The sequence below is a fragment of the Phycicoccus sp. Soil748 genome (genome assembly GCF_001428025.1).
GTDB lineage: Bacteria > Actinomycetota > Actinomycetes > Actinomycetales > Dermatophilaceae > Pedococcus.
Genome location: NZ_LMSC01000007.1, coordinates 468,143 through 481,284 on the forward strand (window position 1 = coordinate 468,143; position 13,142 = coordinate 481,284).

Consider the following 13,142-nt stretch of genomic DNA (forward strand, 5'->3'; position numbering starts at 1 on the left):
CGTCCCGGTTTCGGTGCGGCGCCCGCGCCTGCCCGGATTTCCCGATCACGCCGCCCTGCACGTACGATGGACGACGGTCATCGTGTGCTCGCACGCGGCGACCCAATTCGCGCGTCTTCCCACCTGTGACGAGGAACCTCCGAACAGGGGCGCACCACAGCAGTCCGGCCGCCAACGGCAGCCGGCGGGGTGCGTGCAGGCGCCAGGCAGGACCACGCCCCCATGGCGGGTCCGACGAAACTGACAACGACACATAGGAGACACGGCATGGCCGTCGTTACCATGCGCCAGCTCCTCGAGAGCGGCGTCCACTTCGGGCACCAGACCCGTCGCTGGAACCCCAAGATGAAGCGCTTCATCATGACCGAGCGCAACGGCATCTACATCATCGACCTGCAGCAGTCGCTGACCTACATCAACAACGCGTACGAGTTCGTCCGCGAGACCGTCGCCCACGGCGGCTCCATCCTCTTCGTCGGCACGAAGAAGCAGGCCCAGGAGCCCATCGCCGAGCAGGCGACCCGCGTCGGCATGCCGTACGTCAACCACCGCTGGCTCGGTGGCATGCTCACCAACTTCAACACGATCTCCAAGCGCCTCACGCGCCTCAAGGAGCTCGAGGAGCTCGACTACGACAACGTCGCGGGCTCGGGCTACACCAAGAAGGAGCTCCTGATCTTCAAGCGGGAGCGCGACAAGCTCGAGAAGACCCTCGGCGGCATCCGCAACATGGCCAAGGTCCCCTCGGCCGTGTGGATCGTCGACACCAAGAAGGAGCACCTCGCCGTCGACGAGGCGCGCAAGCTCGGCCTGCCGGTCATCGCGATCCTCGACACCAACTGCGACCCCGACGAGGTCGACTACAAGATCCCCGGCAACGACGACGCGATCCGCTCCGTCACGCTACTCACCCGCGTGATCGCGGACGCCGTGGCCGACGGCCTCATCTCCCGCTCCGCCGGCAAGAACGGCGAGCAGGCCGAGGGTGTCGTCGCCGGTGACGAGCCCCTCGCCGAGTGGGAGCGCGAGCTGCTCGGTGGCGACGCCGCCAAGACCGCGGAGACCGTGGCCCCCGAGGCCGGCGAGACCGCTGCTGCCGACGCCCCCGAGGCTGCTGCCGAGCCGACCGAGGCTCCTGCCGCCGAGGCGACCGAGGCCCCCGCCGAGGCGGCGGCCAGCGACGCCGACGCCAAGGCCTGAGCTTCCACCCGCACCTGCTGACAGAGAAGAGCTGAGACACACACATGGCGAACTACACCGCCGCTGACATCAAGGCGCTGCGTGAGTCCACGGGCGCCGGCATGCTCGACGTCAAGAAGGCCCTCGACGAGGCCGACGGCGACCGCGCCAAGGCCACCGAGATCCTCCGTGTGAAGGGCCTCAAGGGCGTCACCAAGCGCGAGGGCCGCACCACCTCCAACGGCCTGGTCACCGCCAAGGCCGAGGGCGGCACGGGCACGCTCGTCGAGGTCCTGTGCGAGACCGACTTCGTCGCGAAGGGCGAGAAGTTCATCGCCCTGGCCGACCAGGTCCTCGCCCAGGCCGTCGCCGCCGGTGCTTCCGACGCCGATGCGCTGCTCAAGAGCAACCTCGAGGACGGCCGCACCGTCCAGGAGCTGCTCGACGACGCCAACGCCACCATCGGCGAGAAGATCGAGGTCAAGCGGGTCGCCCGCGTCGAGGCCCCGGTCGTCGTGTCCTACCTGCACAAGACCAGCCCCGACCTCCCCGCCCAGATCGGTGTCCTCGTCGGCGCCGAGGGTGGCGACGAGCAGGTCGTGCGCGACGTCGCGATGCACGTGGCGGCCTTCAGCCCCACCGTGCTGAGCCGTGACGAGGTCGACCCGACCACCGTCGAGAACGAGCGTCGCGTCGCCGAGGCCACCGCGAAGGAGGAGGGCAAGCCCGAGGCCGCCCTCCCGAAGATCGTCGAGGGTCGCGTCAACGGCTTCTTCAAGGAGAACGTCCTGCTCGAGCAGCCGTTCGCCAAGGACGCCAAGAAGACCGTCGCCAAGGTGCTCGAGGAGGCCGGCGCGACCGCGACGTCCTTCGCGCGCTTCCGCGTCGGCAGCTGACACCGGCGCCACCGGGGCCTGCTCGCCAGGCTCCACCGCAGCACACGAGGCCCGTCCCCTTCGGGGGGCGGGCCTCGCGCGTTGACGGCACACGCCGCGTGACGGGGCCGGCCGCGCGGCATACTGAGGTATGGGGAGAGCACGCAAGGCCACGCCGAAGCCGCCACGGGACCACCCGCCGCGGGACTACACCCACCTGCCCGAGCGGGTCCCGCCGGAGCAGCTGCGGACGGTCCAGGACGTCGACCCGGCGCCTGACCCGCAGGGGGGCCGGGACACCGAGACCGAGTTCATGCTCCGGTACGCCGGGTTCTGAGCTCCGGCTCCGCCAGCGAGGCCAGGTCACGCCACCAGGCGATGCGGGTGGGCCGCCCGTCGTAGTCCTTGCGCTGGTTGGCGCCGCTCGTGCCCGGCAGCACGAAGACGTCCGAGTGTCCAAGGCCCCACGGCGCGATCCCGAGGCCCGGGGGACGGTGGCCCAGCGCCCGGGCCGCATGCGCGGCGGTGCCCTTGGCGGTGAAGGCGAGGAACGCCGGCTGCCACCTCTCGACGGCCTCGACGAGGCGGTCGATCTCGACCCAGCCCCGGCCGGTGTGGTGGTCCCAGTGGCCGACGAGGTCGGTCAGCCCCAGGCTGTGCTCCACGACCGTGTGGTCCTCCTCGGGGCGCAGCCGTCGCGGCGTGAGGCCGCTCAGGTGCGCGCTCTCCCAGAAGCTGTTGCCGGGCGAGGCGTAGTAGTGCTCCCGGCGCTTGGTGCTCTCGGCCCCCGCCATCCCGCAGAACAGGATGACGGGGTCCGAGCCCACGATGTCCGGCAGCACCTCCACGCGCGGGCCCCTAGAAGATGTGCACGCGCTGCTCGGGGGCCAGCCACATGCCGTCGCCCTCGCGCACCCCGAACGCCTCGTGGAACTCGTCGCAGTTGCGCACCGCGTTGGCTCGGACCTCGGTCGGCGAGTGCGGGTCGATGGCCAGCAGGCGCTTGGCCTCCTCGGGGCGTGCCTTGCCCGACCAGACCTGCGCCCAGCCCACGAAGAAGCGCTGGGGGCCGGTGAGCCCGTCGAGCTCGGGGACGTGCTGGCCCTCGGTGGCGATGCGGTACGCGGCGTAGCCGATGGCCAGGCCGCCGAGGTCGCCGATGTTCTCGCCCACGGTCAGGGCGCCGTTGACCTTGTCCTCGGGGGAGGCCAGCGGCGACAGCTCGCTGAACTGGGCGATGAGCGCCTGGGTGCGCTCGTCGAAGCGGGCCCGGTCCTCCTCGGTCCACCAGTCGCGCAGCGCACCGTGGGCGTCGTAGCGCGAGCCCTGGTCGTCGAAGCCGTGGCCGATCTCGTGCCCGATGACCGCGCCGATCGCGCCGTAGTTGACGGCGTCGTCGGCGTCGAGGTCGAAGAACGGCGGCTGCAGGATGCCGGCCGGGAACACGATCTCGTTGAGCAGCGGGTGGTAGTAGGCGTTGACCGTCTGCGGCAGCATCATCCACTCGGTGCGGTCGATCGGGCCGCCGAGGTGGCCGAGCTGGCGCTCGAACTCGAAGACGTTGGCCCGCCGCACCGTACCCATCAGGTCGTCGTCGACCTCGAGCGCGGAGTAGTCGCGCCACACGTCGGGGTAGCCGACCTTCGGGGTGAACGAGGCGAGCTTCTCCAACGCCTGCTCGCGGGTCTGCGGCCCCATCCAGTCCAGCCCCTCGAAGGAGCGGCGGAACGCCTCGACGAGGTTGCCCACCAGCTCGAGCATGCGCTCCTTGGCGGCGGGCGGGAAGAACTCGGCGGCGTACAGCTGGCCCACGGCCTCGCCGATCGCGCCCTCGACGAGGGAGACGCCGCGCTTCCACCGGTCGCGGTTCTCGGGGAGGCCGGAGATGACGCGCCCGGAGAAGTCGAACTCGGCGTCGACGAACTCGCGGCTGAGCAGGGGGGCGGCGCCGCTGACGAGGTGGAAGGCGAGCCAGTCGCGCCAGTCGTCGATGATGACCTCGTCGAGCAGGACCGACAGCCCCTCGAGGAACTCCGGCTGGCCGACCACGACGTGCTCGAAGGCCTGCTTCGCCTTGAGGCCGCGCAGGTAGTCCTCCCACGGCACCTCCGGGGCGAGGTCCTCCAGCCCGTAGCGGGTGTTGGGGTTGTAGCTCTTCACCGCGTCCCGCGTCGCGACGTTGTCCCAGTGGTGGCCGGCCAGGCGGGTCTCCAGGGCCACGACGCGGGCCGCGCGGGAGTCCTCGCCGGTCGACCCGTCACCGACCCCCGCGAGGTCCAGCATCCGGGCGACGTGCGGGAGGTAGGCCTCGCGGACCGCGGCGTGGCGCTCCTCCCGGTAGTAGGACTCGTCCGGGAGGCCGAGGCCGCCCTGGTGGAGGTAGAGGATGTAGTCCTCGGGGGACTTGGCGTCGGGCGCGACGTGCAGGCCCATGACGCCCGCCAGGCCCTGGCGCTGGAGCCGGCCCATGGTGAGGAAGAGCTCGTCGGTGCCGGTGATCTTGGAGATCGCCTCGAGGTCGTCGTCGATGGGCGTGCGGCCCAGCGCCTCGACCCGCTCCTCGTCCATGAACGCGCGGTAGAGGTCGCCGACCTTGCGGGTGGGGGAGCCGGCCTCGGCGGTCGTGTCGGCCGCGGCCCGGTCGATGAGGCGGCGGACCCGCTCGTCGGACTGCTCACGCAGCAGGTCGAACGTGCCGTAGCGGCCGCGGTCGCCCGGGATCTGCGTCTCGCGCACCCAGGTGCCGTTGGCGTAGCCGAACAGGTCGTCCTGGGGCCGGACCGTCTCGTCGCGGTGCCCGGGGAGGATGCCTGACCTCATGGTGCGTCTCCTTCGCAGATCGATGGCCCCACCCTGCCATGCGGCCGGGCGGCCCACGAACCGGTCGGCGGAACCGTTGGGCAGCACGTGGTGGGGCGCCGGGCGCAACGTGTGGAAGTATTCGGTGACCGCTCGCGCCACCCCCGCGCCACCCCCTCACCACCCAGGAGGATCTGTCGTGACTTCTGCCACCGAGCAGACCGCCCCAGCCGGATCGTCCGTCTCCCTGGCCCCCCACCCGCACCGCCGCGTGCTGCTCAAGCTCTCGGGCGAGGTCTTCGGTGGGGGCAAGGTCGGCCTGGCCCCCGACGTCGTGCGGCAGATCGCCCGGCAGATCGCCCAGTCGGTGCGCGAGGGCATCCAGGTGGCCGTGGTCATCGGCGGCGGCAACTTCTTCCGCGGCGCCGAGCTGCAGCAGCAGGGGATGGACCGCACCCGGGCCGACTACATGGGCATGCTCGGCACGGTCATGAACTGCCTGGCCCTGCAGGACTTCCTGGAGAAGGAAGGCATCGAGACGCGGGTGCAGACCGCGATCGCGATGGGCCAGGTCGCCGAGCCCTACATCCCGCGCCGCGCGATCCGCCACCTCGAGAAGGGGCGCGTGGTCATCTTCGGCGCCGGCGCCGGGATGCCGTTCTTCTCCACCGACACCGTCTCCGCCCAGCGCGCCCTCGAGATCAAGTGCGACGCCGTGCTCATGAGCAAGAACGGGGTCGACGGGGTCTACGACGCCGACCCGCGGCAGCACCCCGAGGCCACCAAGTACGACGAGATCACCTACTCGGACGCGATGCAGCAGGGCCTGCGGGTCGTCGACACGGCCGCCTTCAGCCTCTGCATGGACAACAAGCTGCCCATGGTCGTCTTCGGCATGGAGGGTGAGGGCAACGTCGTCAAGGCCCTGCGTGGTGAGAGGATCGGGACGCTGGTCACCCCGGGGTGAGTCGGCGACGACCCAGCCACCCGCACGACTGACCACCCACGACCGGCGATCCCCGCAGGGAGCGCCCAGAAGGAGCCGGACATGATCGAAGAGACCCTCCTCGAGGCAGAGGAGAAGATGGAGAAGGCCGTCGAGGTCGCCAAGGAGGACTTCGCGGGCATCCGCACCGGTCGGGCGACCCCGGGGATGTTCAACAAGCTGATGGTCAGCTACTACGGCGCGCCGACGCCGCTGCAGCAGCTCGCGTCGTTCCAGACGCCGGAGGCGCGCACCATCCTCATCTCCCCGTTCGACAAGTCGGCGATGCACGAGATCGAGAAGACCCTGCGCGACTCCGACCTCGGCGTCAACCCGAGCAACGACGGCAACGTCATCCGGTGCGTCCTGCCGCAGCTCACCGAGGAGCGCCGCCGCGACTACATCAAGCTGGCGCGCCACAAGGGCGAGGAGGCCAAGGTCTCCATCCGCAACATCCGCCGCAAGGCCAAGGACGAGCTGGACAAGCTGGTCAAGGACGGCGAGGTCGGCGAGGACGACGGCGCGCGTGGTGAGAAGGAGCTCGACTCCACGACCAAGAAGTACGTCGAGAGCGTCGACGAGCTGCTCAAGGGCAAGGAGGCCGAGCTCCTCGAGGTCTGAGGCGCTCGCTGCTCCTGCCGAGCACCGACGCAGCCCCTGACGCAGTCACGACGCAGCTCCTGCCCATGTCCGGACCCCAGTCCCGCAGCGCGCGCCACCAGGACCCCTCCGGCTCCGGTGACGGCGGTCGCGCGGCTGCGCGGGGAGCCTCCACGTCCCGGGCGGGCCGCAACCTGCCGGCCGCCATCGGGGTGGGGGTCGGGCTCGGCGCGCTGATCATCGTGTCGCTGGTCGTGCGCAAGGAGCTCATGCTCGTCATCGTGGTGGCGGCGGTCGGCGTGGGTGTGTGGGAGCTGCGCCGCGCGCTGCACCAGGTCTCGATCCTCGTCCCGCTCGTACCCAGCCTCGTCGGCAGCGTGAGCATGATCGTCTCCGCGTACGTCGGCGGCGGTGAGGCGCTGATCGTCACCCTCGGCCTGACGTGCGTGGGCATCCTGCTCTGGCGGATCGCCGACGGCGTGCTGGACGCCGTGCGTGACGTCGTCGGCGGGGTGTTCGTTGCGGTCTACCCGTCCTTCCTCGCCGGGTTCGCCGCCCTGATGCTGGCGCCCGACGACGGGGCCCGGCGGATCATCGTCTTCATCCTCGTGACCGTGCTCTCGGACGTGGGCGGCTACGCGTTCGGCGTGCTGTTCGGCCGCCACCCGATGGCACCGTCGGTGAGCCCCAAGAAGTCCTGGGAGGGTTTCGCCGGCTCGGTCCTGACCTGTGTGGCCGGGGGCGCGGCCGCCGTGGTCCTGCTCCTCGACGGACCCTGGTGGGGCGGTGCCGTCCTCGGTGCCTGCGTCGCGGTGGCCGCGACCGTGGGCGACCTCACCGAGTCGACGATCAAGCGCGACCTGGGCATCAAGGACATGAGCACGATCCTGCCCGGCCACGGCGGGGTCATGGACCGGCTCGACTCGCTCGTCCTCGTCGCCCCCGTCGCCTGGGCACTGCTCGCCTGGGTCGTCCCCGCCTAGGGCCGGTCCCGCTGAGCGGTTGGCGCTGCCAGCCGGGGATTGGGCGGTTCGGCGGCGGCCTGCGAAACTGGAGGGGCCATGACGACCTCCCTGCCCGAGCCCACGACCGCGCGTCCCGCCCCCGGTGCGCTGACCTTCACCGCGCCACGCCGCGGGAAGCCGCCGCGCCACCTCGCCGACCTCGACCCGGCCGAGCGCAAGGCCGCGGTCGAGGCGCTGGGCCACAAGGGTTTCCGGGCCAAGCAGCTGTCGACCCACTACTTCGAGCGGCTGGTGGAGTCGCCCGAGGACATGACCGACCTGCCCAAGGGCGTCCGCGACGACCTGGTGCGCGACCTGCTGCCGACGCTGCTCACACCGCACGTCCAGCGCACGGCCGACGACGGCATGACCGTGAAGTCGGCCTGGCGCCTGCACGACGGCGCGATCGTCGAGTCGGTGCTCATGCGCTACCCGAGGCGCGTCACCATCTGCATCTCCAGCCAGGCCGGCTGCGGGATGAACTGCCCGTTCTGCGCCACCGGCCAGGCCGGCCTGACGCGCAACATGTCGGCTGGCGAGATCGTGGAGCAGGTCGTCCAGGCCGCCCGGATGCTGCGCCGCGGTGAGCTGCCCACGGCGACCGGTGCCGCCGGGCAGGGCGGTGACTCCACGGCGTACGCCGACGTCGCGGAACTCGGCGACGAGGACGGGGCGCCCGAGCCCACCGGCCCGACGCGCATCTCCAACGTCGTCTTCATGGGCATGGGGGAGGCGCTGGCCAACTACAAGGCGGCCATCGGCGCGATCCGCCGGCTCACCGACCCGGCCCCGGACGGCCTGGGCATGTCCGCGCGGGGCATCACCATGTCGACCGTCGGCCTGGTGCCGGCCATCGACAAGCTCGCCGCGGAGGGCATCCCGGTGACGCTCGCGCTGTCGCTGCACGCCCCGGACGACGAGCTGCGCAACGAGCTGGTCCCGATCAACACGCGCTGGAGCGTCGACGAGGCCCTTGACGCGGCACACCGCTACTACGAGGCCACCGGGCGCCGCGTGAGCATCGAGTACGCCCTCATCAAGGACATCAACGACCACGCCTGGCGCGCCGATCTGCTCGGGAAGAAGCTCAACGCGCGTGGCCGCGGCTGGGTCCACGTCAACCCGATCCCGCTCAACCCGACTCCCGGCTCGAAGTGGACCGCCTCGCGCCCCGGCGTCGAGCAGCAGTTCGTCGAGCGGCTGCGGGCCCACGGCATCCCCACCACGATCCGCGACACCCGCGGCCAGGACATCGACGGCGCCTGCGGCCAGCTCGCGGCCTCCACCGCCTGACCGGACGCCTCGACGGACGTCTGGACGGGCCCCTGACGGGGGCCACGCCGGGAGGGCGTGCCTACACTCGTGAGGTGAGCCCTCGTCGCGCAGCGGCCGCCCTCGCCGCAGCCGCCCTCCTGCTGGCCGGGTGCGCCGGCGCGCAGACCGGCGGCACGGACGCCGGCGCGGGTCGGCCGGGGAACGCAGCGCCGGTCACGTCGTCCGGCGCGTCGGGTCACACCGACGGCCACGGCTCCGGGCAGCCGACGCATCCCTCGGCGCCGCTGCGCCCGGGCGAGCGCCTCGTCACGGTACGGATGCCCGCGGCGTACACCCCCAAGGCACCGGCCGCCCCGGGCACCGACGACTACCGCTGCTTCCTGCTCGACCCCGGCATCACGGCACCGTCGGTGGTCACGGGCATCGACGTCCTGCCGGGCAACCCCAAGGTGGTCCACCACGTGATCCTCTTCCGGGTGCCCCCGGGCGCCGTGGCGCGCGCCGAGGCCGTCGACGCGGCCCAGCCGGGGCAGGGCTGGACCTGCTTCGGCGGCACCGGCATCGAGAGCCAGGGCAGCGGCCTCGAGGACGCGCCCTGGCTGGGGGCATGGGCCCCGGGCGGCGGTGAGCAGGTGCTGCCGAAGGACCTCGGCCTGCCGGTCGAGGCGGGCTCGCGGATCGTCATGCAGGTGCACTACAACCTCCTGGCCGGGCACGACCCAGACCTCAGTGGGGCGCGCCTGCGGGTTGCGGCGGACGACGGCACGCGCACGGCGCTGCAGACGGTGCTGCTGCCCGGCCCGGTGGAGCTGCCGTGCCGCCCGGGCCGCACCGGCCCGCTGTGCGACCGCGCGTCGGCGGTCGCCGACGTCCAGCGCCGGTTCGGTGCCGAGGCGGGGTTCGCGGCCGAAGCCCTCCACCTGTTGTGCGGCCCCATCCGGGCCTCGGCCACCCAGTCGTGCACGAGGACGGTGCGCCGGGCCGAGACGGTCCGGGCGGTCGCCGGCCACATGCACCTGCTGGGGCGGAGCATCACGGTCGAGGTCAACCACGGCAAGCCAGGTGCCCGCACGATCCTCGACCTGCCCGTCTGGGACTTCGACAACCAGGGCAGCCGGCCGGTGTCACCCGCCGTGCACCTGGTGCCGGGGGACACCCTGACCGTCACCTGCCGCCACGACCAGTCGCTGCGCGACCGGCTGCCGGCGCTGCAGGGAGTCCCCGAGCGCTACGTCGTCTGGGGCGAGGGCACCACCGACGAGATGTGCCTCGGCATCGTGCTGGTGACCCGCCCCTAGGCTGGGCGCGTGCAGCAGAGCGCCCCCACCGCCCCCGAGCCCGGACGCGAGTTCGTCCTCACCGTCTCCTGTCCCGACCGCCGAGGCATCGTCCACGCGGTCTCCGGCGTGGTGCTCGAGCTCGCCCTGACGATCCTGGACAGCCAGCAGTTCGCCGACGCCACGTCGGGGGAGTTCCACCTGCGCATGCACCTCGTGCGCGAGGGCGACCCGATCGCGGTGGACGACGTCGACGCGGCGCTGCGCGACGTCGCCGGCAGGTTCGCCATGGAGTACGCCGTGCACGACCTCGCGCGCCGGCCCCGCGTCCTGGTCATGGTGAGCCAGCAGGGGCACTGCCTCAACGACCTGCTGTTCCGGGTGGAGAGCGGCTCGCTGCCCATCGAGGTGCCCGCCATCGTGTCCAACCACGAGGACTTCCGCGGGCTGGCGCAGTGGCACGGCGTGCCCTTCCACCACGTCCCCGTCACTCGCGCGACCAAGCCGGCGGCGGAGCAGGAGCTGCGCGAGCTCATCGCCCGCTACGAGGCGGACACCGTCGTCCTCGCGCGCTACATGCAGATCCTGTCCGCGGAGCTGTGCGCAGACCTGCCGGGCCGGGTCATCAACATCCACCACTCCCTGCTGCCGAGCTTCAAGGGAGCCAAGCCCTACACCCAGGCCCACGACCGTGGCGTCAAGGTCATCGGCGCCACCGCGCACTACGTCACGGCCGACCTCGACGAGGGGCCGATCATCGAGCAGGACTTCCGGCGCGTGGACCACCGCATGAGCCCGGCGCAGCTCGCCTCCGTGGGGCAGGAGCTCGAGGCGATGGCGCTCGCCCGGGCCGTGCGCTGGCACGCCGAGCACCGCGTGGTCCTGCGCGGCCGCCGCACCATCGTCTTCGACTGAGGCGCCGACCGGCCACCGTGTCCGGTGACGGCGTCCGGTGACGGGGTCGCGCTAGCGGGATCGCGGCTACCGGGGGCGGTCGTCGGCGGCGTGCTGGAGGGCGCGCAGGTAGCCCTGGGCGGCGACGCGCTGGCCCACCCAGGTGAGCGGGCCTCCGAGCCGGGTGAGCAGGGTGGCCGGGCGGGCGTAGGCGCGGATCACGGCATACACGTCGTCGCCGCGGCGCTCGACGAGGAAGCCCTCCTCCCCGCTCTCGGGGTGGCCGGCGAGCGTGCCGTAGCCGAAACCGGTGCGCCGGGAGTCCTCGACGGTCCAGACGACGCGGCAGGGCACGGGGAGGACCACCAGGCGGCTCAGGATCTCCACCCCGGTCGCGGCGCGGCGAGCCGTGGTCACGGGCCGCAGCCCGATCCCGCGCTGCGGCGCCCAGTGCATGAGGGCCGCGGCCGCCCGGGCGTAGGCCGCGTCGCCCGCCCCGATGCGGCGCTCCACCGCGAGGTGGTGGAAACCGGCCGGCAGCGGCCCGTCGAGGGTGAGCCCCTGCGGCGCGTAGGTGAGCGGCAGGTGGGCCAGGTCGGCGAGCTTCACGGGAGGGCCTCTCGGGTGGGGGTGGGCTGGTCACCCGTCGGAGCGTCAACACCCGCGGGTCCGGCGCTCGCGGCGTCGGCGCCCGACAGTCGGGCGGTCACGACGTCGGCGGCCTCCTGCACGCTGTCGACGAGGTGCACCACGCCGTCCATGTCCCGCCCACGGGCGAGCGCGGTCACCGCCGTCCACACGGGGACGGTGTCGGTCCAGTACTCGTGGCCGACCAGCACCAGCGGCGGGAGGGTCGCCCCGGGCAGGGCGTAGAACAGCGGGGTCACCGCCTGGAAGACCTCCTGCACGGTGCCGGCCGCACCTTCGAGCACGACCAGGCCGTGGGTCGACCGCGCGAGGAGGCCGTCCTCGCGCAGGGCGTTGGAGAAGTACTTGGCGATGCCGTCGCAGAAGACGCCCGGGGGCTCGTGGCCGTAGAACCAGGTGGGGATGCCGAGGCTGCGGCCCGACCCCGGGCCCAGGCCTTCGCGCACCTCGAGGGCCAGCTGCGCCCACCGGCCCACGTCGTCCCGGAACGACGGCACCGCCGCCAGCCGCGCCAGGGCGTCCTCGAGGTCGTCGTCCCGGGTGGCGTAGGCGCCCAGGTTGGCCGCCTCCATGGCCCCGGGCCCGCCGCCGGTCGCGACGACTAGACCGGCCCGGGCCAGCGTCCTGCCGAGCTGGGCGGCGTCCGCGTAGGCCGCGCGGCCGCGTTCGAGTGCGTGGCCACCCATCACCCCGACGACGGGCCGCCCGTCGACGAACTCGTCCAGGGCGTCGGTGACCGAGTCGTCGTGGATGGCGCGCAGCAGCGTCACGAAGGCATCGTGGTGAACCGCAGCCTCCCTGGCCCAGCGGTAGGCCCGCGCGTCGGGCGTCGCGGCATAGCCGCGGTCGGCCAGTCCGCGGTAGAGCTCGAGCGGGGAGTAGAGGCTCGCGCGGTAGGGGTCCACCGGCGCATGGGGGTCGGTGGGGAAGACCAGGGCGTGGTGGGCCCGCAAGTGCGCGTCGAGGGACTCTGACATCCGGCCCCCGAGCACCACGAGGCCCTCGACGTCGGTCCGCGCGAGGAGGGCCGCCTCACGGCCGGTCAGGTCGAGGTCCTGCAGCCGCAGGCCGCGCAGCGGGCGCCCCGACGCCAGGAGCGCGTCGAGGGCGGCGAGGCTCTCCACCTCACGGTGCCTGTCCCTGCCCTCGGCCGTCATGCCCTGACCCTACGGGTGCGCCCTTCAGAGGTTGCCGAGGACGCGGTCGACGGCGATCTCGATCACGACCCGCTCGGGGTTGTCGCGGGGCACGCGGTAGCGGGCGGCATACCGCTGCACCGCGTCGGCAACCGACGCACGGTCGTCGAGCACCCGCGCCGGGCCCTCGAACGACAGCCAGTGGCGGCCCTCGACCTGGCACAGCACGGCCCGCGTGCCGGCGGCGGCGTTGCGGGCCTTGAGGCTCGACCCGCTGGTGATGACGCGCGCCACGAGCGCCTCGTGGTCCCAGGTGAACCCCACCGGCACGACGTGCGGCGAGCCGTCGGGGCGCAGTGTCGTCAGCGTGGCGAGGTGACGGACGGCGACGAACTCGAGCGCGGCGGCCGACAGCTCGGCGGGGGGCGTGGACACGGGCCGAGTCTGCCAGCCGGGTCGGTACGGTGCCG

14 protein-coding genes are annotated in these 13,142 nt (G+C 72.5%); 9 read left to right on the forward strand and 5 right to left on the reverse strand.

Annotated features, from left to right (window positions below):
* Nucleotides 1-267: 267 nt before the first annotated feature.
* The 3 genes from rpsB (at nucleotide 268) to ASG70_RS09975 (ending at nucleotide 2,391) form a co-directional block, all read left to right on the forward strand.
* Nucleotides 268-1,200 carry a 30S ribosomal protein S2 gene (gene rpsB / locus ASG70_RS09965; RefSeq protein ID WP_056883658.1) on the forward strand — a complete coding sequence of 311 codons (933 nt, stop codon included), beginning with the start codon at nucleotides 268-270 and terminating at the stop codon, nucleotides 1,198-1,200.
* Between the two features lie 44 nt (nucleotides 1,201-1,244).
* Nucleotides 1,245-2,075 (forward strand): translation elongation factor Ts, encoded by an 831-nt coding sequence (gene tsf / locus ASG70_RS09970; RefSeq protein WP_056883659.1) that lies wholly within the window; start codon nucleotides 1,245-1,247, stop codon nucleotides 2,073-2,075.
* Between the two features lie 130 nt (nucleotides 2,076-2,205).
* Nucleotides 2,206-2,391: a hypothetical protein gene (locus ASG70_RS09975; protein WP_056883660.1), complete on the forward strand. Its 186-nt coding sequence runs from the start codon at nucleotides 2,206-2,208 to the stop codon at nucleotides 2,389-2,391.
* On the opposite strand, the gene ASG70_RS09980 is transcribed toward ASG70_RS09975, so the two are convergent.
* Together ASG70_RS09980 and ASG70_RS09985 are read right to left on the reverse strand one after the other, a co-directional pair.
* Nucleotides 2,366-2,902: a mismatch-specific DNA-glycosylase gene (locus tag ASG70_RS09980; RefSeq protein WP_056883661.1), complete on the reverse strand. Its 537-nt coding sequence runs from the start codon at nucleotides 2,900-2,902 to the stop codon at nucleotides 2,366-2,368. The two genes, ASG70_RS09975 and ASG70_RS09980, sit on opposite strands and share 26 nt — an antisense overlap.
* Nucleotides 2,903-2,912: 10 nt before the next feature.
* Nucleotides 2,913-4,874, reverse strand: a complete 1,962-nt coding sequence (locus tag ASG70_RS09985; RefSeq protein WP_056883662.1) for a M13 family metallopeptidase — start codon at nucleotides 4,872-4,874, stop codon at nucleotides 2,913-2,915.
* 226 nt (nucleotides 4,875-5,100) lie between these two features.
* Here ASG70_RS09985 and pyrH point away from each other — a divergent pair, with 226 nt between their 5' ends.
* The 6 genes from pyrH (at nucleotide 5,101) to purU (ending at nucleotide 10,909) form a co-directional block, all read left to right on the forward strand.
* Nucleotides 5,101-5,820, forward strand: a complete 720-nt coding sequence (gene pyrH / locus ASG70_RS09990; RefSeq protein ID WP_056884124.1) for a UMP kinase — start codon at nucleotides 5,101-5,103, stop codon at nucleotides 5,818-5,820.
* Nucleotides 5,821-5,901: 81 nt separating this feature from the next.
* Nucleotides 5,902-6,459 (forward strand): ribosome recycling factor, encoded by a 558-nt coding sequence (frr, locus tag ASG70_RS09995; RefSeq protein ID WP_056883663.1) that lies wholly within the window; start codon nucleotides 5,902-5,904, stop codon nucleotides 6,457-6,459.
* A 65-nt stretch (nucleotides 6,460-6,524) separates the two neighbouring features.
* Nucleotides 6,525-7,421, forward strand: a complete 897-nt coding sequence (locus tag ASG70_RS10000; protein ID WP_056883664.1) for a phosphatidate cytidylyltransferase — start codon at nucleotides 6,525-6,527, stop codon at nucleotides 7,419-7,421.
* Nucleotides 7,422-7,499: 78 nt separating this feature from the next.
* A complete protein-coding gene (rlmN, locus tag ASG70_RS10005) occupies nucleotides 7,500-8,735 on the forward strand; it encodes a 23S rRNA (adenine(2503)-C(2))-methyltransferase RlmN (RefSeq protein WP_056883665.1) in 1,236 nt (411 codons plus the stop codon).
* A 74-nt stretch (nucleotides 8,736-8,809) separates the two neighbouring features.
* Nucleotides 8,810-10,015 carry a hypothetical protein gene (locus ASG70_RS10010; RefSeq protein WP_235531432.1) on the forward strand — a complete coding sequence of 402 codons (1,206 nt, stop codon included), beginning with the start codon at nucleotides 8,810-8,812 and terminating at the stop codon, nucleotides 10,013-10,015.
* Nucleotides 10,016-10,024: 9 nt separating this feature from the next.
* Complete coding sequence (purU, locus tag ASG70_RS10015; RefSeq protein WP_056883666.1) at nucleotides 10,025-10,909, forward strand: formyltetrahydrofolate deformylase; 885 nt, start codon at nucleotides 10,025-10,027, stop codon at nucleotides 10,907-10,909.
* A 66-nt stretch (nucleotides 10,910-10,975) separates the two neighbouring features.
* On the opposite strand, the gene ASG70_RS10020 is transcribed toward purU, so the two are convergent.
* From ASG70_RS10020 to ASG70_RS10030, 3 genes are read right to left on the reverse strand one after another with little or no spacing between them, the layout of a single operon-like run.
* Entirely contained in the window at nucleotides 10,976-11,497 is a 522-nt protein-coding gene (locus tag ASG70_RS10020; protein ID WP_056883667.1) for a DUF1990 family protein, read from the reverse strand.
* Complete coding sequence (locus tag ASG70_RS10025; protein WP_056883668.1) at nucleotides 11,494-12,693, reverse strand: LOG family protein; 1,200 nt, start codon at nucleotides 12,691-12,693, stop codon at nucleotides 11,494-11,496. Before ASG70_RS10025 ends, ASG70_RS10020 begins: the two co-directional genes overlap by 4 nt.
* Nucleotides 12,694-12,717: 24 nt before the next feature.
* Nucleotides 12,718-13,107, reverse strand: coding sequence for a pyridoxamine 5'-phosphate oxidase family protein (locus ASG70_RS10030; protein ID WP_056883669.1), 390 nt, complete (start codon nucleotides 13,105-13,107; stop codon nucleotides 12,718-12,720).
* Between the last annotated feature and the right edge of the window lie 35 nt (nucleotides 13,108-13,142).